The organism is Mesorhizobium ciceri biovar biserrulae (assembly GCF_001618845.1).
In the GTDB taxonomy this organism is placed as follows: domain Bacteria; phylum Pseudomonadota; class Alphaproteobacteria; order Rhizobiales; family Rhizobiaceae; genus Mesorhizobium; species Mesorhizobium ciceri.
The window spans coordinates 3,396,877-3,423,670 of the sequence record NZ_CP015064.1; the positions used below are offsets into that span (position 1 = coordinate 3,396,877).

Consider the following 26,794-nt stretch of genomic DNA (forward strand, 5'->3'; position numbering starts at 1 on the left):
GCTACTTGCAGGCCGGCATGGCCTGAATATCAACAATCCTAGACGAACAGATCGACCTTCTGGAATGTCGTCACATCGATCAGGCCGACGTCGGAGATCCTGAGCTCCGGAATGACGACCAGCGCCAGCAGCGAGTGCTGCATGTAGGCGTTGTTCAGCGAACAGCCCATCTTGCGCATCGCCTCGGTGAGCTTCTCGGCCTTGGCCGCGACGATTTCCGCCCGTTCGTCCGACATCAGGCCTGCGATCGGCATTTCGACCAGCGCCAGTTCCTTGCCCTTGGAGAACAGCACGACGCCGCCACCGACCGCGCCCAGACGGTTTACCGCCAGCGCCATGTCCTGCTTGTTGGTGCCGACGCAGATGATGTGGTGGGCGTCATGCGCCACGCTGGACGCCATGGCGCAGTCGCCCATATAGCCGAAGCCCGAAACGAAGGCGTTGGTGACGCCGCCCGTGCCCCTGTGACGCTCGACCAGCGCGATCTGGCAGATGTCGTTGCGGCGGTCCATTGCGACCAGCCCGTCCTCGACCGGCAGATCGGCCTCCAGCGCGCGCGTCGGCGCCTGGTTCTCGATGACGCCGATGACACGCACCCGAACCTCGTTGGCGCCCTTGGGGGCGGCGATATCGAAGTCGTCGCCCTTCAACTTCTTGCCGAGCTTGACGGTGTTCTTCGCCGTCCGGGGGTAATCATAGGCCGGAATGTCGATTTCGAGCTTGCCGCCCTTGGCCACCCTGACGCCGCGTGCATAGACCTCGTCGATGGTCATTGCGGCGAGATCCGAGACGATCAGCAGGTCGGCCAGCCGGCCCGGCGCGATCGAGCCGATCTCGCGCTCCAGTTTGAAATGCTGGGCGGCATTGAGCGTCGCCATCTGGATCGCCGTCACCGGTTTCAATCCCTGTTGGATGGCGTGGCGCACCACGCGGTCCATATGGCCTTCCTGGACCAGCGTGCCGGAATGGCTGTCGTCGGTGCACAGGATGAAGTTGCGCGGGTCGATTCCGCCCTCCGTCACCGCCTTGATCTGCGAGGCAACGTCGTACCAGGCCGAGCCCAGCCGCAGCATCGCCTTCATGCCCTGGCGCACGCGGGCGATGGCGTCCTCGGCGCGCGTGCCCTCATGGTCGTCCTCGGGGCCGCCGGCGACGTAGCCATGGAACGGCAGGCCGAGATCGCGCGAGGCATAATGCCCGCCGACCGTTTTGCCTGCATGAACCGTCGCCGCGATCTCGCCCGACATCACCGGATCATTGGCGACGACGCCGGGAAAGTTCATCACTTCGCCCAGGCCGATAATGTTCTCCCAGGTCATCGCTTCCGCGACATCGGCGACCGTCAGCTCGGCGCCGGCATGTTCCAGCCCCGGCGCCGAAGGCACGCAGGACGGCATCTGCACATGCACGTTGATGGGCATGGCGACCGCTTCGTCATGCATCAGCCGCACGCCGGGCAGACCCAGAACATTGGCGATTTCATGCGGGTCGATGAACATCGAGGTAGTGCCGTGCGGAATGACGGCCCGGCAGAACTCGGTCACCGTCACCATGCCGCTCTCGACATGCATATGCGCGTCGCAGAGGCCGGGCACCAGATAACGCCCGCCGGCATCGACCACCTTGGTGCCCTGGCCGATTGCATGGCTGGCATTCGGCCCGCAATAGGCAAAGCGCCCACCGGCAATGGCGATGTCGGTGCCGGCGATGATCTCGCCCGAATGGACATTCACCCAGCGGCCGTTGCGCACGACCAGGTCAGCGGGTCTGCGCCCCACGGCGACATCGACCAGATGTGTCGCCATCTCGGTCCACGGTCTGGGTTTTGCGGGCGTTGCTTTCGTCATGGGCGATTCCTCGGTTGCCGCCAGTCTCGCAAATGTCGGCGGGCGCCGCCAGAGCCGTCGGTCCGACATACCGCGTCAGGGCGAGCTTGTTGACTAATCCGGCTGGAAGGCGATGCTGACCGCGAACCGAACCATATGAGGGAAGACATGACCCGTTTTTGGAAAGCGTTCGCCATCGTTATCTTGTTCGCAGCGTCGACCACTTCTGCCGTGGCCGAGGAGCGTTGGCAGACCTTGCCGGAACCAGCGGCCATGCCCAAACCCGATCAGAGCGGATACGCGCCGGTGAACGGCATCCAGATGTACTACGCCGTTTTCGGCGCGGGCGATCCGGTGCTGCTCATCCATGGCGGCCTCGGCCACGGCGACATCTGGGCCAGCCAGGTGGCCACGCTTTCCAAGACGCACAAGGTAATCGTCGCCGACAGCCGTGGCCACGGCCGCTCCACCCGCACCGAGCAGCCCTATGGCTACGACTTGATGGCATCGGACTATCTGGCGCTGCTCGACCACCTGAAGATCGACAAGACCGCGCTTGTCGGCTGGAGCGATGGCGGCATCATCGGTATCGACATCGCACTGCATCATCCGGAGCGGCTGACAAGGCTGTTCGCGCAAGCCGCCAACGTAACCACCGACGGCCTTGATCCGGGCGTGATGACCAACAAGACCTTTGCCGCCTACATCGACCGCTCCGGCCGCGACTACAAGAAGATGTCGAAAACACCGGACCAGTATGACGCCTTCGTGGCGCAGATGAGCCACATGTGGGAGAGCGAGCCGGCGTGGAGCAAGGAACAGCTTGCCGAGATAACCACGCCGACGGCGATCGTTGCCGGCGACCACGATGAGGCGATCAAGCGCGAACACACCGACTATATCGCCTCCGCCATCCCAGGTGCGAAGCTGATCATCCTGCCCAACGCCAGTCATTTCGCCATGCTGCAAGCGCCGGATGAATATAGCCAGGCTGTGCTGGACTTCATCGATGCCAAATAGAGGATTCTGTACGGCGACAGGGGGATTGCGATTGCGGCGAATGCGGTTATCCTTCTGACGAGGATCTTTCTGAACCGTCATTTCGGGGAGTTCGATGCGTCGATTGATGGTCGCTAGTGCCGGTTTCCTTGCCGTTCTGGCCGTGCCGGCTTTTGCAGCCGACCCGGCGGTCGACGTGCCGATGACCGCGCCCGGATTCGACTGGACGGGCTATTACGCTGGTCTGCAGGCCGGCTATGGCTGGGGCCAATCCGATGTATCGGTGACAGAAGGTGCGCCGTTTTCCATCGCGCCCGACATTGACGGCGGTTTTGTCGGCGGCCACGTCGCCGGCCTGTGGCAATTCGACCAGGCGGTGCTCGGCGCCGAGGCGGACCTCAACTATTCCTCGGTCGGCGGCACGACGGTATCGGCGCTGGGAAGCACATTCGGCACCGACATCAAGTGGTTCGGGTCGGTCAACGCCAAGGCGGGTTACGCCATGGACCGCCTGCTGGTCTACGGCATTGGCGGCGTCGCCTTTGCCGGCATCGAAACATCGCAAGTCGCGGGTCCGGCGTTCGACAGCACGCGCACGAATGTCGGCTGGACCGTGGGTGCCGGCGTCGACTACGCGCTGACCGACAAGTTCGTCGTCGGCGCGCAGTATCGCTACTATGATTTCGGCTCCGAGCACTACGAGGTGGCAGAACCCTTTAACGATCGCGATCAGAACGTGAAGCTGAATACGGTCGGGATCAATTTGAGCTACAAGTTCTGACCAGGCCCACAATCGCGACGCTGCCGGCCCAGGCGACCACTTGAGGGGCTCTCTTCATGGAAGGGTGGCCGACGCTCCCAGTGGGCGGGGGGAATGGGTTGGGCCTGAGAGGCGCCGGCCTTGGCGGATCAAATCCACCACAAGGCATCCTACCACTACCCGCCGCGCCGATAATTCCGTGATCGCGCCAGTATCATCAAGCCGCCCGGTCTGTTTGCACGTTCGGCGAACGCTCAACAACACGACTTGACGGCCTGTGTCTGGCGTCTGAAAAGGGCTGGCCTGCGGACGTGGCGGAATTGGTAGACGCAAGGGACTTAAAACACTTCTCTCGCGCATACCTGCGGCTCGTCAGTTCTGCTGTTCTTCGGCCGCTTCGTTTTCGATGGCCGCGCGCCGAACTACCTCGGGAGACACATGCATGATGGTAATATCGAAAGTCCGATACGCCTCATCTGGCGTGATGCCGCTTTCGATTTCCGCCTTCGTCATGCCGTCCTTCAGTTGCTCGTTGCGCAGTTTAGTCAAGATTGATCCAAGCCCATGGTGATGGCCGAAACTCGGCGCGATGTATTCGCCTGAGGGCGTCCAGCCGCCGAAGTGCATCGCAACATGCACATCATGGAGTTCCTCCGGATCAGACCTGCTAATCCTGACTAGCTCTTTGATGAGCTCGTCAATTGCAGCTTTGGTCATGTATGCGGTTACCCCCATGACATCCAATCGCAGCGCCAAGCTGTGCGGTCCGGCCGACATCTTTTTCGCTGGTTTTTTCGTTGGTCGCCTAGCCATGCTTAAATTGCCTCTGTTCCGTGATGCGTTCGATCCTTTGGGAAGCATGGTGCGGGCGGCGGGACTTGAACCCGCATGGCCGAAGCCTCCGGATTTTAAGTCCGGTGTGTATACCAATTTCACCACGCCCGCGTACGCCGCAGACTTAGGCGGCGCCGACTTATTTGGAAAGCGAAAAAGGCATTTCCCACATACGGTAACCCAGTGGGAATTGAGTGGGAAACTCCCACACTTCGAGGGACGATGTGGGAGGGCTAGACGCTCAGAACCCTTGGCCAGCAACAAACCAAGCAATCGCGCAAGGGACTTAAAATCCCTCGATCTCTGATCGTACGGGTTCGATTCCCGTCGTCCGCACCACCCTTCGCTCTTCGAGCTTCGGTGGCGTGCCACCCTAAGTTCGTTAGATGAAGGAGTGTTCTCAGGTTCGTACTTCATCCGTTCAGGCGCACCAATTTCACTGGCTACAGCTTGTCGGCATCTCTACGCCTCGAACACTTTCTCAGTGAACCATTCCGCCAACCTGGCAAGCTCCGGTCCCAGCACGCGATCGGCGCCGACAGGCGGCACGATAGCTCTGATTTGATCGACGAAGGAACGCAGTGCCGGCGGCGGCGTCCGTTCGGTGACGTGCAGCGCCTGCGAGGCGATCATTGCCAGCATCGCCATGGCGGCATCGACGCAGCGGCCGGCGGTCGCTTCCTTGGTCCATGCGAAGAATGCCGTCGTGGCGACGTCGTCCTGCCCCGCGCCAGCCGATTCCGTGCCCGGAATGAAGGTGCGCTGTGCGGCCAGCTTGGCCTGCTCGAGATAGCCGGTGATCGCCATCGGCACATAGCCGACATTGCCATGGCCATCGCTATCGGCTGAGTGACGTCCGGTCATCAGCAGATCCGGCAGCAGCGACACCTTGCCGTTCAGAAGCTTCGAGGCGTGGCGGTCGCAGAGCAGGCAGATGTCGGCCCATATCGCCGCCAGATCGTCCAGCGCCGGCGTTGCCATCGCATTGTGATAGCCGCCGGTCGAGATGCAGCGGCCGAGCCGATCTGCATCGTCGGGCGGGATGTAGACGGGATTGTCCGATATCGAGGCCAGCGACACATTGGCCGCCCGCTCGGCCGTCGCCAGCGCACGATGCGCCTGGCCGAGGACGCGCGGCACGATGCGGTAGCTGACCGGCGCCTGATAGTTGCGTCGCCCATCGCCGGCGCCAACCAGAAACTCCCGCAATCCCTGCAGGGCAGCCGTTTCATGCTCATCGCCCCAGAGCGTGTCGAGCGCCGCGTCATAGTGCTCGAGCGGCGCGCGAAACGCTTCGATCGACAGCGCGAAAACTTTTTGCGCCATGCGGATGCGGCGGCGCCCCGCGAGCGCTGCGTCGGCCACCAAAGCGGCGGCGCAGGGCGAGCCGTTGATGAGCGAGCCGCGTTCCTTGACCTCGAGGTCGAAGCGCGTCGAAAGTTCTGCAAACAAGGGATAGAGCGCCAGGATCTCACCGGCGCCGCCCTGGCCGGAGGCCGGCACGACAGGCATCGGCCCACCGTCGAGCATCGCGGCCACGGCAAGCGCGATGCGCGGCGTGGTGGCGGCGTTGCCCTCGATGAAGTTTGTCAGACGGGCAAGCACGATCGCCCTGACCACGCGATCCGGCAAGGGATCGCCGAACGAGGTGGCGGCGGCAAACGCCTTGATGCGCGCATGGCGATCACGCTCGTCAGGTTCGAGCTTTCGGCTTGCCAATTCCCCCATGGCGGTTGTGACGCCATAGATGACCGGTGGCGGATCGGATTCAATCAGCTTCAGAAACGAGACGCGGCATTCGGCGATGCGCTGCAAGGCCTTCTCGCTGATCTCCACCGTGTCCTTCTTCCAGGCGACGCGGAAGACAGTGTCGAGGTTGATGTCTTCACGCGTCGACAGGCTAACTGGCATGCTTCACACCATCGGAAATAAGGGACTTAGTAGAGTGGTTCCTCGAACAGCGTCTTGTCGCCGTCGACCAGCGCCTTGATCTGCGAGGTGCCGTCGCCGGCAAGCGCAAGACGGATGCCGAATGGCCGCACCCGCATGTCGTTCTGGATCGCCATCCCCTCGCCTTCCGGCAGATAGAAGCGCTCGATGCCATAGTCCGGCGCGATGGTCGCCTCTTCGCCGCGAAGGTCCCAGCCTTCGGCGATGTGGCCTAGAATATCGGCCTCGTCGGCGGTTGCCATCGTTGGCGCCTTGCCGAACCAGGCGGCCGTCGGCTGCCAATAGCCGTCGGCGCCCTTCTTCAGGCGCACCACAATCGACGTATCGTCGCTTGAAAATTTGTCGGGCGGAATGTTGGCGATCATTTTCACCGGTATGCGTGAAATCTCGTAGCCCAGGATAATATAGTCGCCGCGCAGGAGGTCGCGCGGATCGACGGGTTCGATCTTCAGCAGCACTTCCTTGCCGTTGCGCAGGATCGCCGCCCGGCCGGCGATGATCCAGCTCAGGAAGCCTATCTGGACGAGCGCCAGCACCAGCGCCGAGATGACAAGCCTTTTCCCGGTGATCATGCCGTGGCTCCCTTGGCGTCTGGGCCCTTCATGCGTTTTTCCACGCGGATGATGACGATCGCGAGGATGCCGAGCAGCACCGCGGCGGCCAGGAAGAAACCGGCCGTATCGAGCATCGATTGCAGGGTCACGACATAGATGATGGCGAGTTCGAAGGCGAAGCCGAGATAGGCAAGCCAGCGTAGCCCACGGCTCTCCCGTCCTGCCAGCACGATCGCGGCGACAACACCGGCCAGCGCGATCGCCGAAGCGAGGGCAAAACCGCTGTTGTAGGTGCTCTCGTCGGCGAGTTCGAACTGGATCATTGCGAGGCCGGTGAGGAAGGCGAGCAGCGCGTGCAAGGGCAAGCGGCCGCCGAGTTGCACGACCCGGTCGACCGGGCCAGGCGCGAAGACCGAGGCCGCGAACAGCAGCGCCGAGGCGACGACCAGCGGGATCGCCACCTGCAGCGTGTCGTGGTTGGTGACCAGCAGCATGAGATAGAACAGCACCGACAGGATAATCAGGTGGCGCGCCGCCTGGCTGCGGGTCCAGAACGAGACGGCAAACAGCACGATCGCCATCACGACGAAGCCGTGCGGAAAATCGCTGCGGCTGTAATAGTCGAAGCCTTTGAGGACCAGCCAGGCATCGGCGATGCCGACCGAAGCCACCGTCAGCGGGTTCGATCGCAGCGCAACCGCCGCCAGCGCCGTGCCGGCTCCCCAGGTCACCAGAGCCGAGGCCTCGTCGCCCGAGAGATGATACATCTGGCCGATCAGCGCGATCGAGCCGCCGAAAGCCGCGGCCGCCACGATCCACAGCGCTTCCCCGATTGCCGCATGGTCGCGGGCCTTCAGCACCGCGCCGCCGACATAGCCGCCAAGGATGACGGCAAACAGCGCCGCCACGCGCGCCAGCCTCGGGATCGCGTCCCAATTGGCGGCGACGAAAATCAGGATGGCGGCGCCGAACAGCAAGGCGGCCATCATAGCCAGGATCGAGCCGAAGCTCAGCGACTTGCGCTCGTTGGCCTCGACATCGCGCGCCAGCGAATCGGCCGTCGCGGCGTCGATCATGCCGGCCTGCTGCCAGCGCGCGATATCCGCCCTGACCCGCGACGAATAGCTCGCCATGCTGCTTCTCCCCCCAAGTTTGGTCTTTTTTGCAGCCGATCCGGTCAAGCCGTTGACGCTTAGGCATTTTCCGATTCGGGTTTCTTTGTGTCAGGTCCGTGAACGAGCGTTAATGCTGCATTGCACAATTTGCATTGCTGCCATGCAGCCATAGCGCTTTTAAATCGATATGGGTCCGCCTATTTATAGTTCGTACACAAACGGAATGATCCGCAAGAAAGACGAAACGAGAACTACCATGAACCTGATCCGCAACTACCGCAACTGGCGCCGCTACAGGGACACCGTGTCCGAGCTGAGCCGCCTGAGCAACCGTGAACTGACCGACCTCGGCATCAGCCGCAGCGACATTCCTTACGTCGCTCGCAAGGCGGTCTAATTCTTCGGACCGCGAATGGTCCGAACCAGTTTTGAAAAAGAGAACGACAATGAACCTGATCCGCAACTATCGTAACTGGCGCGTTTATCGCGAGACGGTTACCGAGCTGGGTCGCCTTTCGAACCGCCAGCTGCATGATCTCGGTATCGTCCGCGACGAAATCAAGATCATCGCCCGCCAGGCGATCTAGACAGAATTTCGCCAGGGTCGACCTCCTCCCCGACCTTGACGAATACGGTCACCCCTTACCTCCTCCCAAGGGTTGACCACCAAAACGGCGCCCGCCGCACCTCCTCCCGCGGCGGGCGTTGTTTCCCGGCAAATCGAATTTTGCCCCAAAGGTTTCGCTCCTTTTCAAACAGCGAAAGAGTTTTCGTCAAAGCCGACCTCCTCCCCGGCGATGACGAATCGGCCCGACCTTCACCTCCTCCCGAGGGTTGGCCACAAAAACGGCGCCCGCCGCACCTCCTCCCGCGGCGGGCGCTGTTTCCCAGGGGCAAGACGAATTTTGCTCCAGAGGTTTCGCCCCTTCTAAAAATGGCGAAAGGAATTTCGTCAAAGCCGACCTCCTCCCCGGCGATGACGAATATGGCCGGCCTTCACCTCCTCCCGAAGGTCGACCCGAAAAACGACACCCGCCGGACCTCCTCCCCCGGCGGGTGTTGTTGTTTTCACGAGGCGCTCCCATCAGCAGCTGTTTGCCCCGCACCGCGCACGGCAATTGCAATCGCCGCACCAAGCGATTATTCCGGCGCTCATGAGCAAAAACCCAATCCACATCATCGGCGGCGGCCTCGCCGGTTCCGAAGCCGCCTGGCAGGCAGCGCAAGCCGGCGTGCCCGTCATCCTGCATGAAATGCGGCCCGTTCGTGGCACCGATGCGCACAAGACCGATAGCCTGGCCGAGCTCGTCTGTTCCAATTCCTTCCGCTCCGACGACGCCGACAACAACGCGGTCGGCCTGTTGCACGCCGAAATGCGGCTGGCCGGCTCGTTGATCATGAGCGCCGGCGACGCCAACCAGGTTCCGGCCGGCGGCGCGCTGGCCGTCGATCGCGACGGATTCGCCGATGCCGTGACGAAAAAACTCGAAGCACACCCGCTGATCACCATCCGGCGCGAGGAAGTGCCAGGTCTGCCGCCGACGGATTGGGACCAGGCGATCGTTGCCACGGGTCCGTTGACCGCCCCCGGGCTTGCCCAGTCGATCGCGGAAGCGACCGGCGCCGATGCGCTCGCCTTCTTCGACGCCATTGCGCCGATCATCCATTTCGACACGATCGACATGAATACCTGCTGGTTCCAGTCGCGCTACGACAAGGTCGGGCCAGGCGGCACCGGCAAGGACTACATCAATTGTCCGATGGACAAGGACCAGTACCTTGCCTTCGTGCAAGCGCTGGTCGACGGCCAGAAAACCGAATTCAAGCAATGGGAAGGCACGCCCTATTTCGACGGCTGCCTGCCGATCGAAGTCATGGCCGAGCGCGGTGTCGAGACGCTACGCTACGGGCCTATGAAGCCGATGGGGCTGACCAATGCCCACAATCCGACGGTAAAGGCCTATGCCGTCGTCCAGTTGCGGCAGGACAATGCGCTGGGCACGCTCTACAACATGGTCGGTTTCCAGACCAAGTTGAAGCATGCCGAGCAGGTGCGCATCTTCCGCACCATACCGGGTCTCGAAAACGCTGATTTCGCCCGTCTCGGCGGCCTGCACCGCAACACCTACATCAACTCGCCGACCTTGCTCGACGCTTCGCTGCAACTGAAGTCGCGGCCCGGCCTGCGTTTCGCCGGCCAGATCACCGGCTGCGAAGGCTATGTCGAAAGTGCGGCCATCGGCCTGCTCGCCGGCCGCTTCGCCGCAGCGGAGCGGCTCGGCCTTGCTCCGTCCCTGCCGCCGCTGACCACGGCCTTCGGCGCTCTGCTCAACCACATCACCGGCGGTCATATTGTCTCCGATGACGAGCCGGGAAAGCGCTCATTCCAGCCGATGAACGTCAATTTCGGCCTGTTCCCACCTGTCGAAGCTCCGAAGGCCGAGGGCAAACGCATGCGCGGCAAGGACAAGACCGTTGCCAAGCGGCACGCCATCACATCGCGTGCGCAGGCTGATTGCCGAGAATGGCTAGGGCTGCCGGCACAAGCGCAAGCCGCCGAGTAGTCCGTGGCCAAGCACTCCGAGCTGCACCAGCTTCTGCCGTCGGACCTGCCGCCGAGTGGCGAACCTTTCGCCGGCGACTACGAAATTTGCTGGAGCATCTATGTCAGATGCACCAACCTGCGGAAGCTGCGCGAAGTTCATATACCCGCTATCGAGGCGCTAATAGGTCAGCCTCACGGGGGCCAAGGTTGGCTGTACGAAAATGAAAATTACAATGAGAACCGTGATCGAAGCTTGAAGAGAATCATTGCCGTTCAGCCTGTCGAAGGTCCCTACAATGACCGGCTAATTCTGGATTTCATGAAAGCGATCTATTCGCTGTCATCCTTCTGGGCGATCCAAGCCCGTCTGGATCCCTCACATCCTCATGGCGTCTACCTCAGTGCACGATTCACGCAGGAGGCTCCCAGCTCGGAGGCGCCGGCTATTGTCGACGCGCTGGTTGAGTTCGAAGCCAATTTTACAGATTTGGGGGGCCATGAATTCGGCCGGCATTTCGGCACAACTCGGCGCATTAGCGCCACCATGCCGGATGGTTCGGAAGCCGGCCGGGCGAAACCCAGGCGCTAGGACCTCATCGTTGGCCGCACGGATGAAGCAGGATACAATCCCACTTGCTGTCCAATGGGAGCCGTTCCACGGAATTCGCCGAGAAACTTTCTGTCACAGTCACGCCAGCAATGGCCCGCCTTATCCGCCAAAAAGTCGAAGACGGCTCTTTCGGCTCGGCGAGCGAAGTCATCCGCGCGGCGCTCCGGGCCTTCCAGCGCGAGGAAGAGGAGCATGCCGAGCGCCTAGCCGCGATCCGGGCCAAGATAAAGGCTTCGATCGAAGATACGCGTCCCGCTATTCCGCTGGATCACGCCATCTCGCAAGTGAGGGAACGAATCGCGCAATTGGCGTACGACAGCGATGACGACGGACCCTCCTGACATAAGAAGTTCTACTCGGCGGGCTCGACACCCACGCTTGGCAATCCCGGCTTCCCCGCCTCAGCAGGATTTCGCCTGACATAGGCAGCCTTCAAACTCTCCGAAGTCTCGCGCGAGCCGTCATGGCTCCAGCCGGGAGGCTTGATCAGATAGTTCAGGCGATCGCTCAAGGTCAGACCGGGCGCAAAGGCATCCCTGAACATGCCGATCCATTCATGGAATGCCACCTTCAGCGGATTGAAGGTGCCGAGATTCCTGACGATGCCGTAGCGCGGCCGGTCTTCTTCCAGTTCCCCGACGAAGGTGCCGAACATGCGGTCCCAGATGATCAGCGTGCCGGCATAGTTGGCGTCGAGATAGCGCGGATTGGTGGCGTGGTGGACGCGGTGGTGTGAGGGCGTGTTGAAGACGAACTCGAACCAGCCCCACATCTTGCCGATGGTCTCGGTGTGGATCCAGAATTGCCAGACCAAATTGAAGCCGAAGGTGAAGGCAATCACCGCCGGGTGGAAGCCGAGCAGCACCAGCGGCGCCTGCAGCACGAACATGAAGGTGAACAGGCCCGTCCAGCTCTGCCGCAGCGCCGTCGACAGATTGTAGTGCTGGCTGGAATGGTGGTTGACGTGTTCGGCCCACACCCAGCGCACCCGGTGCGCGATGCGGTGATAGAAATAGTAGCGCAGATCATCGAGCAGGAAGGCCACCAGAAAGACCCAGATCGACAGGCCGAGATTGAAGACGCGGAACTGCCAGAGCCACAGCAACGCCCAGTAGGACACGACGCCAAGCAGCAGCCCGGCAACGACATTGCCGGTACCCATCATCAGGCTGGTCAATGTGTCGCGCGTTTCGAACGAACCCTTGGCACGGCCGGTGCGCACCAACCAAAGCTCGATCAGGATCGCGACAACGAAGAACGGGATGGCCAGTTGAGTGACCTGCGGAAAATTGTAGTCGTCCATCATGCCGCCTCTCCGCCGAAACTCTGCGGCTCAAGCGCCTTCAGCAAGCCTTGCGCATCCGTTGCGCTGGCAAAGCGGAAGCGGCCGCCCTTCCAAGTGAAATCGGCGAGCCGCAGCGAGACCGTATTCCCTTCTTCGGCGGTCAAAACCCCGACATCCCGGGGCGTGACGATGCGGGTCAAAAAGCAGTCGCCGATGCTGTGGACGATCCCGATGCGCCGTCGCCCGATATTCAAAAACGCTGTCCTGGCATCCGCTGTCAGGCGAACCGCCGTTGCGATCTCGTCGGGAAAATCTTCGGCGAACCGGCTCTTCGCATGATCTGCGCCACTGAGCGTCGCCGTCTTGCTGCCGCCAGTGGAATGCACCGCGGCAACCGACAGCGCGATGCCAAGGGCGACGATCGCAACCAGCAAAGGCAAGCTCATTGAATGGGTATCTCCTCCGGCCGGCCTGTCGTCTATGGCGACAGTTTTGGCGCGGAGACTTCTTAGCACGGTTGACGTTTACGTCAAAGAGCAGGCCAACCCTTGCTCGCACGACGCAGCAGCAGCCAATGCCGGCGCAAGGCCGACAGCCGCGCCACGCCTTCGAGCGGCGAGCCATTCTCCATCTTGCCGAGATAGGCGCGTGACAGGGCAAGTGGCAGGAATGCCGGACGCAGCGAGACCGGGAGAGCCGGTGCGCCTTGCTCGAAGGCGGAAAGATGTTCCCGTGCCAGCGCCATCATCGCCGCCACCGCGCGTTTGGCGCCGGGTCCGCCGTCGCCGGTGACGAATTCTTCCGGCGACGATCCCGCTGCCGCCAGAATGTCGGCCGGGACAAAACATTGTCCGCGCTGGCGGTGCAGCGGCAACAGCAGCAGCAGGCCGGTCATCGCCTGTGCGCAGCCTGCCCTGCCCGCCAGTTCGGCAAAGCGCGGCGCCTCGCCGGGGTCGAGCACCATCGCCGCAAGCTGGATGAGTGCTGCGGCCGTCTCACCGCAATAGCCTTCCAGATCGGTGCGCGACGGCATCGGGTCGTCGTAGAGGTCGAAGATGCGCGCATCGAGCATGTTCTCGAAGGCCGGCTTCGGCAGGCCGAATGTCGCTATCGTAGCGTTCACGGCTTCGGCAGTGGGATGGCCGGCGCCGGCCTCGCCGCCGGCGGCAATGACATCGCGCCACCATTGCAGCCGCACCTCGCCCGGTAGCGCCTCATGGATGCGATCGCGAATACCTGATATCTCCGCGTTGAAGGCGTAGAGCGAAAACAGCGCGTAGCGCTTGCCGTCCGGCGCGTAGAGCGCGGTCAGATAGCGATCATGGTCGGCGGCACGCACCGCGTCCATGACGATTTCAGCGCTTTGAGACATATCAATCGACGGCAATGAGCGCGGCGGCCACGGCGCGCTCTTCCGCCAGAAGGACATTGTAGGTCCGCACCGCGGCACCCGTCGACATCGGGTCGGATGCAATGCCGGCGGCCTTCAGCGCGGCCCGCAATGCAGCGGGCAACGGCCGAAGATCCCTGCCCATGCCGACCAGCAGGATCTCGATCTTGTCGGCCTCGGACAGCAGCCTGTCAAAATCCGCCACCGTCAGCGCCAAGGGGTCCACCGGCTCCCAGCCATGGATGCCGGATGGCAGACAGAGCAGCGAACCGCGATGCGACATGTCGGCAAAGCGGAATCCGCCATTGCCGTAGGCTTCGATCGGCGCGCGGCCCGGGAAATGCGCCTCGCGGATGACGATGCCTTTGCTGGTCACCGTTAAACCTCTTCGGGGGGGCGCGTCAGGTCGCGACCGCCTTGCCGCCATTGACCGGCTTCTCCTCGTCGGCTGAAGCCTGCGGCCGCAGCTTGAACAGGATCAGCAGCGGTGCGGCGATGAAGATCGACGAATAGGTGCCGAAGATCACGCCGAACAGCATGGCCATGGTGAACGAGCGGATCACCTCGCCACCGAACAGAACCAGCGCCAGCAGCGCCAGGATCGTCGTCACCGAGGTCAGCGTCGTTCTCGACAGCGTCTCGTTGATGGCGTTGTTCAGGAGTTGCGGCAGCGGCATGCGCTTGTATTTTCGCAGATCCTCTCGGACACGGTCATAGACCACGATCGTATCGTTCAGCGAATAGCCGATGATCGTCAGGATCGCCGCCAGTGACGACTGGTTGAACTCCAGCCCGGAGATGACGAAGAAGCCGAGCGTCATGACCACATCGTGCACCGTCGCCACAATGGCGCCGACCGCGAACTGCCATTCGAAGCGGAACCAGACATAGATCAGGATGCCGAGCAGCGCGATCAGCATGGCGATCGTGCCTTGCTTGGCGAGCTCGCCGGACACGGTCGGTCCCACCACTTCGACGCGGCGGAAGTCATAATTATCCTGCAGCTCGCCGCGCACCTTGTCGATGACGGTCTGCTCGGCATTTTCGCCACCATCCTGCGTCCCGACGCGGATCAGCACGTCGTTCGGCGTACCGAACTGCTGCACCTGGACTTCACCGATGTTGAGTTCGGTCAGCCGCGCGCGGAGGTCGGCGAGATCGGCATTGCCGCTCTTGGCCTGCACTTCGATCAGCGAACCGCCCTTGAAATCGATGCCGTAGTTGATGCCGACGGTCATGAACAGCACCACCGACAGGATCGAAAGTGCGCTGGACAGCGTGAACGTCCAGCGACGGATGCCCATGAAGGGGATCTTGGTGCCGGGCGGAACGAAGGTCACCGGCGCCTTCGGCAATTCCTTCGGGCGAGCCCGGCGCAGCCAGATCGAGACCAGCAGACGGGTGAAGGTGAAGGCGGTGAAGACGGTCGTCAGGATGCCGATGGCATAGGTGATGGCAAAGCCCTTCACCGGACCGGTACCAAGATAGAACAGGACCACGGTGGCGATCAGCGAGGTGATGTTGGAATCGACGATGGTCGCCAGCGCCTTGGTGAAACCGGTATCGATCGCCTGGATGACCGAGCGGCCGGCGCGCCGCTCCTCGCGGATGCGCTCGTAGATCAGCACGTTGGAATCGACCGCCATGCCGATGGTCAGCACGATACCGGCGATACCAGGCAAGGTCAGCGTCGCGCCAAGCAACGAGAGCACGCCGACGATCATCGCCACGTGCACCGCCAGCGCGATGTTGGCGAGGAAGCCGAGGAAGCCGTAGGCGACGAACATGAAGGCAACGACGAGGATAGAACCGATGATGCCGGCGACCTTGCCGGCATGGATCGAATCCTGGCCAAGGCCCGGACCCACTGTACGTTCTTCGATCACCGTCAACGTCGCCGGCAGTGCGCCGGCGCGCAGCAGCACGGCGAGATCGTTGGCGCTCTGGGCGGTGAAATTGCCGGAGATTTGGCCGGTGCCGCCGAGGATCGGCTCGCGGATCTGCGGCGCCGAAATCACCTGGTTGTCGAGGATGATGGCGAACAGCTTGCCGACATTTTGCGCCGTGGCCTGGCCGAAGCGCGCCGCCCCCTTCGAATCGAAGCGGAACGACACCACCGGCTCGTTGTTCTGCGAATTGTAGGTCGCCTGCGCATCGACGAGGTTTTCGCCCGAGACGATGACGCGGTTCTCGATCAGATACGGAACCGGCGGATCGTCCTGCGAATACAGCACCGACGAGCCGGCAGGCGGACGGCCGTTGAGCGCGTCCTGCACCGGCATCGACTGGTCGACCATCTGGAAGGTCAGCTTGGCGGTCTGGCCGAGGATTTCCTTCAGCCTTTGCGGGTCCTGAAGACCCGGCACCTGGACAAGGATACGGTCGTCGCCCTGCCGCTGCACGATGGGTTCGGTCGTGCCGAGTTCGTTGACGCGGCGTTCGACCACCTCGATCGACTGCGTCAGCGCGGTCGACGTGCGGTATTTGATGCCGGCATCGGTGACGTTGAACTTGAGCAGGCCGGGCTCGGAATCGTCGAGCGTCATTTCCTGCACGGAACCGCCGGTGAACAGGCCGGCGGCGACCGGATCGGTCAGCGTCTTCAGCGCCGTCTTGGCGGCATCGATCTGGGCGGGATCGGTAATGCGAACCTGCAGGGTCCGCCCGGTGCCGGCAAGGCCGGTATAGCCAATCTTGGCGTCGCGCAGCAGCGTGCGGATTTCGTCGCGCGTCGTCTCCAGCCGGTCCTTGATCAGATCGTTCTGGTTCATTTCCAGCAAGATGTGCGAACCACCCTGCAGGTCGAGGCCGAGCGTCATCTGCCGCTTCGGCACCCAGTTGGGCAGCTGCGCCAGCGTGCTGGCGGAGAACAGGTTGGGCGCGGCGAGGATCACCGTGATGGCCACGGCCACCCAGATCAGGATCATCTTGAAGCGCGAGAAATACAACATATGGCGTCGTCCGTCAGAGCGTGTCCGCGGATCGCTCCGCCTAAAATTGGATTATTTCTTGGCGTTCTGGTTGGCCACCGGCTCGCCCTTGACGCGCACATCGGCGATCGTCGAGCGCAGCGCCGTCACCTTCAAGCCATTGCCGAGGTCGACCTCGAGCTCGTTGTCGTCGATCACCTTGGTCACCTTGCCGACGAAGCCGCCGCCGGTGACGACCGTGTCGCCGCGACGGACCGCGGCCAGCATCTCGCCGCGCTTCTTCAGCTGCGTGCGCTGCGGCCGGATGATCAGAAAATACATGATCACGAAAATCAGGACAAACGGCAAAATGCTGATGAACATGTCGGGAGAAGCGCCGACGCCTTGGGCGTATGCCGGTGTCACGAACATCGAGGTACTCCTGAATTTTGAAAACAGCCGCCAATCTGGCGGCCCCTTGAAATTTGGCCGGAATATAGTCGGTAAAGTTGTCAATGCAACTGCGCGGCCGGCCAAATCGGCTGCTTTTCCGGCCTGTTGAGCCGTGTTAGAGCAGGATCGCAAAAAGCGCGAGCCGGTTTCCGCAAAAAATTATGCTCGAACAAAAGGTTGCAACCGGTTTTGTATCAGGCGAAATCGGGCAGCTTCACGCCCCAAGACATCAAAAACGCGAAAACAAAAGACAGACATGACCGACAGCAGCATTGAGGCCCTGAACCAGAAACTCGACCGGCTGATCGAAGCGGTGAGCCGCCTTGCCCCGCCGCCGGTGCCCCAAACCGACCTCCGCGAGGCCGATTGCTTCGTTTGGCAGGCCGATCCGGGCTATCTGGAACCGGTGCACAGGGTTAACCGCGTCGACATCGGACTGATCCGTGGCGTCGACCGCGTCCGCGACATCCTTGTCGACAACACCGAACGCTTCGCTGCCGGCTACCCGGCCAACAATGTGTTGTTGTGGGGCGCGCGCGGCATGGGCAAATCGTCGCTGGTCAAGGCCGTGCATGCGGAGATCAACGCCAAGGCCAGGTCCGACCTGCCGTTGAAGCTGATCGAGATCCACCGCGAGGACATCGACACGCTGCCGAAGCTGATGGGTCTGCTGAAGGCGGCGCCCTTCCGCTTCATCCTGTTTTGCGACGACCTCTCCTTCGACCATGACGACACCTCCTACAAATCGCTCAAGGCAGCGCTCGAAGGCGGCGTCGAGGGCCGTCCAGCCAATGTCATCTTCTACGCCACCTCGAACCGCCGCCATCTGTTGCCCCGCGACATGATCGACAATGAACGCTCGACCGCGATCAACCCGTCCGAAGCGGTCGAGGAAAAGGTGTCGCTGTCCGACCGCTTCGGGCTGTGGCTCGGTTTCCACAAATGTTCGCAGGACGAGTATCTCGACATGATCGACGGCTATGTCCGCCATCACGGGCTGACAATCGATCCCGACACGCTGCGCGCCGAAGCATTGGAATGGGCGACGACGCGCGGCAGCCGCTCGGGCCGCGTCGCCTGGCAGTTCACCCAGGATTTGGCTGGCCGGCTCGGCAAACCGCTGAAGGACTGATGCGTTGGATAGCGTCGCCAACGCCATCCGATGACAAGATCATTTGGGCGGCTGCGACCGCCGCAAATCACGCGGCGTTTGGCCGATCTCACGCCGCATCCAATGCGCCAGATGTGACTGGTGCGCGAAGCCCGTCAATTCCGCCACCTCGCTTGTGCTGAGATCGCCTTGCTGCAGCAGGACGCGTGCGCGTTCGACGCGACGCCGTAGCACGTAGCGGTGCAGGGTGAAGCCCGTCGCCGCCTTGAACCATGTCCGCAAGTGCGAACTGCTGGCGCCGGCAACCCGGCTCAGTCGATGGATCGACAGGGGTTCGTGCAGCGCAACCTCGATATGCTCCAGCACGCGCTTGAGCTGAGTATCCGACAGCCGGCTCGCGCGATCGATATCAGGTTCACCGAGGCCAAGCAGCCTCACAGCGAGCGCGGCGCCGATGCTGTCGGCAAACAACGACCCGCTCGGCGACTTCGCATTGAGATCGCTCTCCAGTGCTCGCGCGAGGTGTTCGATGCGCTGGTCACGAAGCAGGTGACGTGTGCCGAGCGGCAATGCGCGCGCCTTGCCAAGTTCGGCTGCCACCCTTTCCATCAAGGCCGGTTGTAACGCGATCTCGATCGTGTCGAACGGGGTCTCAGCCTCGAACCCACCCTCCTGACCGGCGGGCACCAGGTCGATATGGCCGGCGCGCCTGACGAAATATCGTCCAACCTCATGGCAGTAGGAGCGCGTCGCGGCACTTGCATGCACCATGATGCGATGGTGTGGCGCCCGGAGCAGACGATGGACCCCGGCTTCGACATGCCGGGAGGCCAATGTTACGTCGGACGGGGATCGGGCCGGGGCGACTTGCGAGAGCATGCTTTCTCGATTCATGGCAAAACCTGTTCAAGACTTGGCAATTCCCGCGCGATTTTCAATGCCGTGGCTATGTACCTACGCCTCTCCATAAAACTTGGATGAGAGGTTATGCCATGAGTTTCTATGTTGTTGTGGGAGCAGGCCCGGTTGGTCGCGAGACCGCGCGGCTTCTGGGCGAAGAAGGCCATGATGTTGTCTTGACGAGCCGGGGTGTCGGTTCGAACGCGCTGCAAAACGTCCGGACCGTGCAGTCCGACGCCACCAATGCCGCGGAACTGGCGCGTATCAGCCGAAACGCCGACGCGATCTTCATGTGCGCCATGGCCGCCTATCACCGCTGGCCGACCGACTTCTTCCCAATCATCGACGGCACCGTGCGGGCTGCCGAAGCGGTCGGCGCGAAGCTTGTGGTGCTCGGAAATCTCTATGGCTATGGCAAAGATGCCGAAAGCCCGCTTCACTCCGACCTGTCTCTGGATCCGACTTCGAAGAAAGGAACCGCACGGACGATCATGTGGCAGCGGGCCGTCCGTGCGGACGTGCCGGCCGTCGAAGTGCGGTCCAGCGATTATCTTGGACATGGCGCGATCAGCTCTTTCTCACTGGTCGCGCTGCCCTCCATAATCGAAGGGAAACCGACGGCTTTCATAGGAAACCTCGACGCAACTCACGCCTGGTCCTTCACGAAGGACGTGGCCAGGACACTGGTCGCTGCCTCGCGCTACACGGGCGAATGGGGACGGGCGTTCCATGTTCCATCGCAACACGCCCCATCCCGGGAACTCATCCGGGCGACCGCGGCAATGCTTCACCGTGAAATTCCAGGAACACGCTCCTATTCCATCTCCGAAATGGAAGCATTGGGCATGCATGAGCTTATCGAGATGAGCTACCTCTTCGACAAACCCTTGCTGGTCGATTCCTCCGACGCGGAGACGCTTCTCGGCGTCAAGGCCAGCAGCCTTGGCGTCATGATCGCCGACACTCTGCGCGACCATCTTTGAAGCTTGAAGACTGGCGCGTCGCACTGAAACTGAAAAAGCCCGCTCCTTTCGGAACGGGCTGAGCCGGCGGGCCGGACTGGAGGTCAGACGGCCCGCAAATTGCTTTTTTTCTTCTATTCGAAACAGCCCCGACTATTCGAGATAACCGGAGGGATCGACTGGCGCCGAATTCTTGCGCACTTCGAAGTGCAGCTTCGGCGAGTCCGTCGTGCCGCTCATGCCCGACAGCGCGATCTCCTGGCCGCGCTTGACCTTCTGGCCGCGCTGCACCTCGATCGAGCTGGCGTGGCCGTAGACGGTGACCAGGCCGTTCTCGTGGCGCACCAGGACCGTGTTGCCGAATTCCTTGAGGCCGTCGCCGGCATAGATGACGACGCCGTTCTCGGCCGCCTTGACTGGCGTGCCCGTCGGCACGGCGATATCGACGCCGTCCTTGCCCGAGCCGAAACCGGAAATCACGCGGCCGCGCACCGGCCAGCGCATCTTGCCGATGCCGGTGGCGTCTGGCGCGACGGCATCGTCGGCCTCGGCCTGCTGGATGACCTTCGAATCCTTTTTCGGCGGCGTGTAGGACGCCAGCGTTTCAGACGGCGTGGTCTTTGCCGCGGGCTGCGTGGTGGCCGTCGTCACCGGATCGACCTTGGCCGGCTTGGCAGCGGCGACGGTCGCGGTTCCGCCGGCCGGCACCTTCAGGGTCTGGCCGATCTTGAGCAGTCCGTCCTTCATCCCGTTGGCCTGCTTTAGAGCAACGACGCCGACGCCGGTCTTCCTGGCAATCGAAGACATCGTGTCGCCCGACTGGACCGTGTAGGTCCCAGCAGCGCCGGTCGTCTTGGCAACCTGCGGCTTGGGCTCCTTGGGCTGGTTTGCTGCGGCCGACGCGTCGACCTGAGCGGCGGACTTGCCTTCCTTAGGCTTCGGCTGCTGCGGCAGAACGGCGACCTTGTCCGGCGCAGTGGCCGGCAGGTTGTGCTTGCCGTCTTTCGCCGGCTTGGCATCCGCGACCTTCGCCTCGCCTTTGCTGGAATAGGCATAGGCCGGGATGACCAGCTTCTGGCCGGTCTTCAGCCCCTTGGTCGCGCTCAGCCCGTTGACCTTCATGATCACGTCGGACGGCACCTTGTAGCGCTGCGCCAGGCCGCCGATCGTTTCGCCGTCCCTGACGACGATCTCGGTTGCATGCGGAGTGCCGGAAGCAGCCACGCGGGGTTCGTCAGGTTGCGAAACCTTGAAAGGCGACGCCGCCGGAGCGACGGTGCCGGTCGTGGTCCTGTCGACATGCGGTGCCGGGGCCAATGCGGTGCGCACCGGCTTCGATGCCGGCGCCTGCTGCGCTTGGGCAACCGGCGGCGGCAGCGGCCGCGTCGAGACCGGCTCGAGGCTGGAGCGGCTGACCGATTGTGTATGGCTGCCATCGATCGGAGCGGCGGCGACATCGCCCGGATAGGGCTGCTGTACGGCATCCTGCTTGTTGATGATGGCGCGCTGATTGTTGGTCGAGGATGTAAAGACGTCGTCGACGCCATTGAACCGCGAAACCTGGGAACTGCACCCCGCAGCAGCACCCGCGACCATCAGAATGGCGCAGCCTCGCGCCAGATTGCGACCGTTTGTCTTCAAAACACTGAGTTGCATCGCACTAACCCGCACATACCCGGTACAAACTAGGCATGATTAAAGCGCGTTAATGTTACTCGACGGTTAACCTCATGGAATCCGACGCAATTTTTCTTAAAATATTAGACAGCGAGCCGTGCGGAGATTTCGGGTCAGGCCAGCCGGGGTCGAAGACGGGCGCACGACGCGGCCGAACATCGACATCCGCGCTAGATAACAGCGGCGACACCGCGCAGGATCGGCTGCAGGCGAACGAGCCCGATGTCTTCGCGCTCGAAGCGGCTGCCGACCTTGGTCAGCTTGGCCAGCACCTGTTCGCCCTCTTCGGGGCCGATCGGAGCGATGACGATACCGCCGCTCGACAACTGGTCGAGCAGGAAACGCGGCAGGCTGTCGAAGGCGGCCCAGGCGACGATGCGGTCAAATGGCCCTTCATTCGGCAGCCCGCCGGAACCATCGGCGTGGCGCACGATCACATTGCCGATGCCGAGCGCCTCGAAGCGCTGCCGCGCCTGCTCGGCGAGCGTCTTGTAGCGATCGGTGGTGATGACCCGAGCGGCCAGCCGCGACATCACCGCCGAGGTGTAGCCCGAGCCGGTGCCGATCTCGAGCACGCGGTTGCCCTGCTCGATGGTGAGTGCGGCGATCACCGCCGCCTGCATGTCGGCGCCTTCGATCGCCTCGCCGCATTCGATCGGCAGCATGCGGTCCGACCAGGCGATCTGATGGAACTGGGCCGCCAGAAAGCCGCGCCGCGGCGTCGCCTCGAAGGCCGCGATCAGCGCCTTCGGCACAGTCCCCCGGCCGCGCAGACGCAGCAGAAAGGCGGCAAAACCTTCGCGGTCGTCGATCGGGAGGCCCTGGTTCATGCGAGCGCCTTGCTCAGTTGGTCACGGATTTCATGGGCGGTAAGGTCGAGCTGCAGCGGCGTCACCGACACCAGCCGGTTGCGCAAGGCGTAGAGGTCGGTGCCTTGCTTGCCTTCGACCGGCTCGCGGCCGAAACGCAGCCAGTAGTAAGGCAGGCCGCGCCCGTCACGGCGCTCGTCGACCCACAGGGAGTGCACGAGCTTGCCCTGCGAGGTGACCACCGTGCCTGCGACTTCCTCGGGCGTGCAGTTGGGAAAATTGACGTTGAGCAGCACGCCGTCCGGCAATGGCGTCGCGATAAGTTTCTTCAGCAGCGCCGGCGCCAGCGCCTCCGTCGTCTCGTAGGGCACGACGCGATCTTCGCCGACATAGCTGTACCCCTGGCTGAGCGCGATCGAGCGAATGCCGAGCAGCGCGCCCTCCATGGCGCCGGCGACGGTGCCGGAATAGGTGACATCGTCGGCGATGTTGGCGCCCGAATTGATGCCGGACAGGATCAGGTCGGGTGCGCCAGGCAGGATCTTCTTGACGCCCATGATGACGCAATCGGTCGGCGTGCCGCGCACGGCAAAATGCTTCTCGCCAATCTTGCGCAGCCGCAGCGGCTCCGAGATCGACAGCGAATGCGCATAGCCGGACTGGTCCTGCTCGGGCGCCACCACCCAGACATCGTCGGACAGCGTACGTGCGACGCGTTCGAGCGACGCCAGGCCCTCGGCATGAATGCCGTCGTCATTGGTCAGGAGGATACGCATTATTTCGCTTCGATCTTTTCCAGACCGCCCATGTAAGGCCGCAGCACTTCAGGAATGGTTACGCTGCCATCCTCGTTCTGGTAGTTTTCGATGACGGCGATGAGCGCGCGGCCAACGGCTGTGCCCGAGCCGTTGAGCGTGTGGACGAAGCGGTTGCCCTTGCCGTCCTTGTCCTTGTAGCGGGCGTCCATGCGGCGTGCCTGGAAGTCGCCGCACACCGAGCAGGACGAGATTTCGCGATAGGCGTTCTGGCCGGGCAGCCAGACCTCGATGTCATAGGTCTTGCGTGCGCCAAAACCCATGTCGCCGGTGCACAGCGTCATGGTGCGGAACGGCAGGCCGAGCCGTTTCAGCACTTCCTCGGCGCATTGCGTCATCCGCTCATGCTCGGCAAGTGACGATTCCTGATCGGTGATCGACACCAGCTCGACCTTGTAGAACTGATGCTGGCGCAGCATGCCGCGCGTGTCGCGCCCGGCCGAGCCCGCTTCCGAACGGAAGCACGGTGTCAGCGCGGTGTAGCGCAGCGGCAGTTTTTCATGCGCGGTGATTTCCTCACGCACAAGGTTGGTGAGTGGGACCTCGGCGGTGGGAATCAGGCCAAGCCTGCCCTCCCCGTGCGGCGTGAAGAACAGATCTTCCTCGAACTTCGGCAATTGGTTGGTGCCGAACAAAACATCGTCCTTGACCATCAACGGCGGGATCACTTCTTCGTAGCCGTGTTCGGTCGTATGCAGGTCCAGCATGAACTGGCCGAGCGCGCGTTCCATCCGCGCCAGTCCGTTTTTCAGCACCGTAAAGCGCGAACCCGACAGCTTTGCCGCGCGCTCGAAATCCATCATGCCGAGCGCTTCGCCGATCTCGAAGTGCTCCTTCACCCAGTTCGGCCGCGTCGGTACCTTGCCGACGATGTGCTTGACGACATTGTCGTGCTCGTCCTTGCCGACAGGCACGTCGTCGAACGGTACGTTGGGCAGCACCGCCAGCGCGTCGTTCAGCGCCTTGTCGAGCTCGCGTTCGCGCGCCTCGCCGTTCTGGATGAAGACCTTGATCTCGCCGACTTCGGCTTTCAGCGTCTCGGCCAAGGCGGCATCGCCCGAACGCATGGCGTTACCGATCTCCTTCGACGCGGCATTGCGGCGCTCCTGCTTGGTCTGTAGCTCGGTAACGTGTTCGCGCCGCGCCTCGTCCGAGGCGATCAGCACGCCGACCGTGGACTGCGCCTCGTCAGCCGACCACGAGCGCTTCACCAGCGCCTCGACAAGGGCCTTCGGGTTGTCGCGAATCCATTTGATGTCAAGCATGGTTTGAACGCTCCGGGGTAGCATGTCGCCCAAAGTGCGCAGCGGTTTGGGACAACGACATGCTTCAAACAAAAGTGAAACGCATCGCTTTCGGTGCGATGCGTTTCAGCCAGAGGGCGTAAACCGCATCCTCGATCGATGCAAGATGGGGCATGGGGAACGCAAGCCTGCGATCACGCTTTGACGCGCTTTCGGCTGAAGGCGGAGGAGAGCCTGAAATGAAAAACCCGCCTCTACGGCGGGTCGCTGGCGCAAGTCAGCACCATACCGAGAATCATAGCATAGCTGCCCTCACCAGGTCAAGAAAAAATTCCTATCGAGGCTGGCCAGACGCGGCGGCGCCGTTCAGGTGGAGGACGCGTCCGCCGGCTTCTTCTCGGCGACCTCTTCCGCCGCGTCCTGCTTCTCGCGTGCCACGCGCTGCTTTTCCTGATCGCGCTCGATCAGCCGGGCAGCCCAGATGGAGACCTCGTACAGAAGGATGGTCGGAATGGCGAGGCCGATCTGGCTCATCGGATCGGGCGGCGTCAGCACCGCCGCGACGACGAAGGCGATGACGATCGCCCATTTGCGCTTCTCGGCCAGCCCCTTGGACGACAGCATGCCGACGCGTGTCATCAGGCTGGTCACCACCGGCAGTTGGAACACCAGGCCGAAGGAGAAGATCAGCGTCATGATCAGGCTGAGATATTCCGACACCTTTGGCAGCAGCGAAATCTGCACCTGATCGTCGGTGCCGGCCTGCTGCATGGCGAGGAAGAACCACATCACCATCGGCGTGAAGAAGAAATAGACCAGCGACGCACCCATCAGGAACAGGATTGGCGACGCGATCAGGAACGGCAGGAAGGCGTTGCGCTCGTTCTTGTAGAGGCCGGGCGCGATGAATTTGTAGATCTGCGTGGCGATCAGCGGAAAGGCGATCACCATGCCGCCGAACATGGCGAGCTTGACCTGCGTGAAGAAGAATTCCTGCGGCGCCGTGTAGATCAGCTCGACCTTGTGCGGATCGAGGCCTGCCCACTGCGTCGCCCATTTGAACGGGACGACCAGAAGGTTGAACAGCTTCTTGGCGAAGAAGAAACAGACCAGGAAGGCAACGAAGAAACCGCCCAGCGACCAGATCAGCCGCCGGCGCAGCTCGATCAGATGCTCCATCAGCGGCGCCGACGATTTCTCGATCTCGTCCTTTTCGGTGTCCGAAACGCTCACTTGGCGGCTCCAGCCGTCTTCTTGGCCGCCGGCTTCTTGGCCGCAGCAGGTTTCGGTTCGATTTTCGCCCCCGTCTTGGTCGCTACGGTCTTGGACGCGGTCACCTTGGCCGCAGCGGGCGTCTTGGCCCTGGGCGTTTCAGGCATTGCCGCCGTCACCGGCTTCGCTGGCACCTTGGCCGCAGGCGTGGCCTTAGCGGTGACCGTTTTTGCAGGAGCTTTAGCGCCATTTGCCGAAGCCTTTATAGCCGGCGTCGCCCTTGACGGTGCAGGCTTGGCTGCCTTCTTCGCCGTGGACGCCTTCGGCGCCACGACGGGTGTCGTCGGCACTGATGACGTCACCACCGATTCGTCGGTCATCGCCGGGAAAATCGGCGCTGCCGGCGCTGCTTCCGGTCCGTTGACGCCGGGCATGGTCGTTGCACCGTTCTTCAGCGGCTCGGCCGCCTGCGGGGTCGAAGCGGCTGGCGTTGCCGGATCGGCTGCCGGCTTCGGCTTCATCGCCGCGTCGACGCCGGAGCGAACGTCGGCCGCGGCCTGTTCGAACGGATTGAGCTGCTTCCTGATCTCGGCCATCGGGCTCATGCCCCTGAGCTCGTCGACGGACTTCTTGACGTCGTCGAGCTCGGCTTCCTTCAGCGCCTCGTTGAACTGTTTCTGGAAATCGGATGCCATGGCGCGCAGCTTCGCCGTCGTGCGGCCGAAGGTGCGCAGCATATTGGGCAAATCCTTGGGCCCGACGACCACGATCATGACGATCGCGATGACCAGCATTTCGGTCCAGCCGACTTCAAACATGACACTCTGTTCCGAC

The 26,794-nt window shown here is 62.6% G+C and carries 27 protein-coding genes and 1 tRNA gene; 9 read left to right on the forward strand and 19 right to left on the reverse strand.

Annotated elements, in window-relative coordinates; all coding sequences use genetic code 11:
- Window positions 1-38: 38 nt before the first annotated feature.
- Window positions 39-1,847, reverse strand: a complete 1,809-nt coding sequence (ade, locus tag A4R29_RS15855) for an adenine deaminase (RefSeq protein WP_063172311.1) — start codon at window positions 1,845-1,847, stop codon at window positions 39-41.
- 147 nt (window positions 1,848-1,994) lie between these two features.
- On the opposite strand from ade, the gene A4R29_RS15860 reads away from it, so the two are divergent.
- Window positions 1,995-2,846: an alpha/beta fold hydrolase gene (locus tag A4R29_RS15860; RefSeq protein WP_063168107.1), complete on the forward strand. Its 852-nt coding sequence runs from the start codon at window positions 1,995-1,997 to the stop codon at window positions 2,844-2,846.
- A 94-nt stretch (window positions 2,847-2,940) separates the two neighbouring features.
- Window positions 2,941-3,606: an outer membrane protein gene (locus A4R29_RS15865; protein ID WP_027160415.1), complete on the forward strand. Its 666-nt coding sequence runs from the start codon at window positions 2,941-2,943 to the stop codon at window positions 3,604-3,606.
- 351 nt (window positions 3,607-3,957) lie between these two features.
- On the opposite strand, the gene A4R29_RS15870 is transcribed toward A4R29_RS15865, so the two are convergent.
- From A4R29_RS15870 to A4R29_RS15890, 5 genes are all read right to left on the reverse strand, one after another.
- The gene (locus A4R29_RS15870) at window positions 3,958-4,302 is read right to left on the reverse strand and encodes a hypothetical protein (RefSeq protein WP_164919925.1); all 345 of its coding nucleotides are present in this window, start codon (window positions 4,300-4,302) and stop codon (window positions 3,958-3,960) included.
- A 143-nt stretch (window positions 4,303-4,445) separates the two neighbouring features.
- Window positions 4,446-4,530 (reverse strand) — tRNA-Leu (locus A4R29_RS15875).
- Between the two features lie 351 nt (window positions 4,531-4,881).
- Window positions 4,882-6,330 carry an aromatic amino acid lyase gene (locus A4R29_RS15880; protein ID WP_063172313.1) on the reverse strand — a complete coding sequence of 483 codons (1,449 nt, stop codon included), beginning with the start codon at window positions 6,328-6,330 and terminating at the stop codon, window positions 4,882-4,884.
- Window positions 6,331-6,356: 26 nt separating this feature from the next.
- Window positions 6,357-6,941 (reverse strand): GDYXXLXY domain-containing protein, encoded by a 585-nt coding sequence (locus tag A4R29_RS15885; protein WP_063172314.1) that lies wholly within the window; start codon window positions 6,939-6,941, stop codon window positions 6,357-6,359.
- Window positions 6,938-8,056: a DUF2157 domain-containing protein gene (locus A4R29_RS15890; RefSeq protein ID WP_063168110.1), complete on the reverse strand. Its 1,119-nt coding sequence runs from the start codon at window positions 8,054-8,056 to the stop codon at window positions 6,938-6,940. Before A4R29_RS15890 ends, A4R29_RS15885 begins: the two co-directional genes overlap by 4 nt.
- A gap of 238 nt (window positions 8,057-8,294) precedes the next feature.
- On the opposite strand from A4R29_RS15890, the gene A4R29_RS33170 reads away from it, so the two are divergent.
- The 5 genes from A4R29_RS33170 (at window position 8,295) to A4R29_RS15905 (ending at window position 11,534) form a co-directional block, all read left to right on the forward strand.
- Window positions 8,295-8,435, forward strand: a complete 141-nt coding sequence (locus A4R29_RS33170) for a DUF1127 domain-containing protein (protein ID WP_013531315.1) — start codon at window positions 8,295-8,297, stop codon at window positions 8,433-8,435.
- Window positions 8,436-8,484: 49 nt separating this feature from the next.
- A complete protein-coding gene (locus A4R29_RS33175; RefSeq protein WP_013531314.1) occupies window positions 8,485-8,625 on the forward strand; it encodes a DUF1127 domain-containing protein in 141 nt (46 codons plus the stop codon).
- A gap of 567 nt (window positions 8,626-9,192) precedes the next feature.
- Complete coding sequence (trmFO, locus tag A4R29_RS15895; protein ID WP_063168111.1) at window positions 9,193-10,602, forward strand: methylenetetrahydrofolate--tRNA-(uracil(54)-C(5))-methyltransferase (FADH(2)-oxidizing) TrmFO; 1,410 nt, start codon at window positions 9,193-9,195, stop codon at window positions 10,600-10,602.
- A 3-nt stretch (window positions 10,603-10,605) separates the two neighbouring features.
- On the forward strand, window positions 10,606-11,172 hold the full coding sequence (locus A4R29_RS15900) for a hypothetical protein (RefSeq protein ID WP_013531312.1): 567 nt from the start codon (window positions 10,606-10,608) through the stop codon (window positions 11,170-11,172).
- Between the two features lie 44 nt (window positions 11,173-11,216).
- Complete coding sequence (locus A4R29_RS15905; RefSeq protein ID WP_082827420.1) at window positions 11,217-11,534, forward strand: type II toxin-antitoxin system ParD family antitoxin; 318 nt, start codon at window positions 11,217-11,219, stop codon at window positions 11,532-11,534.
- 11 nt (window positions 11,535-11,545) lie between these two features.
- On the opposite strand, the gene A4R29_RS15910 is transcribed toward A4R29_RS15905, so the two are convergent.
- The 6 genes from A4R29_RS15910 to yajC form a co-directional block, all read right to left on the reverse strand.
- On the reverse strand, window positions 11,546-12,496 hold the full coding sequence (locus A4R29_RS15910; protein ID WP_174564975.1) for a sterol desaturase family protein: 951 nt from the start codon (window positions 12,494-12,496) through the stop codon (window positions 11,546-11,548).
- The gene (locus A4R29_RS15915; RefSeq protein ID WP_063172316.1) at window positions 12,496-12,924 is read right to left on the reverse strand and encodes a hypothetical protein; all 429 of its coding nucleotides are present in this window, start codon (window positions 12,922-12,924) and stop codon (window positions 12,496-12,498) included. Before A4R29_RS15915 ends, A4R29_RS15910 begins: the two co-directional genes overlap by 1 nt.
- An 83-nt stretch (window positions 12,925-13,007) precedes the next feature.
- Window positions 13,008-13,850 (reverse strand): phytoene/squalene synthase family protein, encoded by an 843-nt coding sequence (locus A4R29_RS15920; protein WP_063172317.1) that lies wholly within the window; start codon window positions 13,848-13,850, stop codon window positions 13,008-13,010.
- A 1-nt stretch (window position 13,851) separates the two neighbouring features.
- Window positions 13,852-14,244 (reverse strand): Mth938-like domain-containing protein, encoded by a 393-nt coding sequence (locus tag A4R29_RS15925; protein WP_027160422.1) that lies wholly within the window; start codon window positions 14,242-14,244, stop codon window positions 13,852-13,854.
- Between the two features lie 25 nt (window positions 14,245-14,269).
- Window positions 14,270-16,819 carry a protein translocase subunit SecDF gene (secDF, locus tag A4R29_RS15930; RefSeq protein ID WP_063172318.1) on the reverse strand — a complete coding sequence of 850 codons (2,550 nt, stop codon included), beginning with the start codon at window positions 16,817-16,819 and terminating at the stop codon, window positions 14,270-14,272.
- A gap of 51 nt (window positions 16,820-16,870) precedes the next feature.
- On the reverse strand, window positions 16,871-17,209 hold the full coding sequence (yajC, locus tag A4R29_RS15935) for a preprotein translocase subunit YajC (RefSeq protein WP_013531305.1): 339 nt from the start codon (window positions 17,207-17,209) through the stop codon (window positions 16,871-16,873).
- 277 nt (window positions 17,210-17,486) lie between these two features.
- Here yajC and A4R29_RS15940 point away from each other — a divergent pair, with 277 nt between their 5' ends.
- Window positions 17,487-18,362 carry an ATP-binding protein gene (locus A4R29_RS15940; protein WP_024503854.1) on the forward strand — a complete coding sequence of 292 codons (876 nt, stop codon included), beginning with the start codon at window positions 17,487-17,489 and terminating at the stop codon, window positions 18,360-18,362.
- 39 nt (window positions 18,363-18,401) lie between these two features.
- Here A4R29_RS15940 and A4R29_RS15945 read toward each other — a convergent pair whose 3' ends face one another.
- Complete coding sequence (locus tag A4R29_RS15945; RefSeq protein ID WP_063173703.1) at window positions 18,402-19,220, reverse strand: AraC family transcriptional regulator; 819 nt, start codon at window positions 19,218-19,220, stop codon at window positions 18,402-18,404.
- A 113-nt stretch (window positions 19,221-19,333) separates the two neighbouring features.
- Between A4R29_RS15945 and A4R29_RS15950 the strand changes: the two genes are divergently transcribed.
- Complete coding sequence (locus tag A4R29_RS15950; protein WP_024503852.1) at window positions 19,334-20,224, forward strand: NAD-dependent epimerase/dehydratase family protein; 891 nt, start codon at window positions 19,334-19,336, stop codon at window positions 20,222-20,224.
- Window positions 20,225-20,356: 132 nt separating this feature from the next.
- On the opposite strand, the gene A4R29_RS15955 is transcribed toward A4R29_RS15950, so the two are convergent.
- The 6 genes from A4R29_RS15955 to tatB all read right to left on the reverse strand — a co-directional run bounded on the left by A4R29_RS15955 (window position 20,357) and on the right by tatB (window position 26,778).
- The gene (locus A4R29_RS15955) at window positions 20,357-21,859 is read right to left on the reverse strand and encodes a peptidoglycan DD-metalloendopeptidase family protein (RefSeq protein ID WP_063168116.1); all 1,503 of its coding nucleotides are present in this window, start codon (window positions 21,857-21,859) and stop codon (window positions 20,357-20,359) included.
- 191 nt (window positions 21,860-22,050) lie between these two features.
- Window positions 22,051-22,710: a protein-L-isoaspartate(D-aspartate) O-methyltransferase gene (locus A4R29_RS15960; protein WP_013531300.1), complete on the reverse strand. Its 660-nt coding sequence runs from the start codon at window positions 22,708-22,710 to the stop codon at window positions 22,051-22,053.
- Window positions 22,707-23,465 (reverse strand): 5'/3'-nucleotidase SurE, encoded by a 759-nt coding sequence (gene surE / locus A4R29_RS15965; protein ID WP_063172319.1) that lies wholly within the window; start codon window positions 23,463-23,465, stop codon window positions 22,707-22,709. Before surE ends, A4R29_RS15960 begins: the two co-directional genes overlap by 4 nt.
- Window positions 23,465-24,769: a serine--tRNA ligase gene (gene serS / locus A4R29_RS15970; RefSeq protein ID WP_063172320.1), complete on the reverse strand. Its 1,305-nt coding sequence runs from the start codon at window positions 24,767-24,769 to the stop codon at window positions 23,465-23,467. Before serS ends, surE begins: the two co-directional genes overlap by 1 nt.
- A 345-nt stretch (window positions 24,770-25,114) precedes the next feature.
- Entirely contained in the window at window positions 25,115-25,981 is an 867-nt protein-coding gene (gene tatC / locus A4R29_RS15975; protein WP_013531297.1) for a twin-arginine translocase subunit TatC, read from the reverse strand.
- On the reverse strand, window positions 25,978-26,778 hold the full coding sequence (tatB, locus tag A4R29_RS15980; protein WP_063172321.1) for a Sec-independent protein translocase protein TatB: 801 nt from the start codon (window positions 26,776-26,778) through the stop codon (window positions 25,978-25,980). The genes tatC and tatB overlap by 4 nt, the downstream gene beginning before the upstream one ends.
- Between the last annotated feature and the right edge of the window lie 16 nt (window positions 26,779-26,794).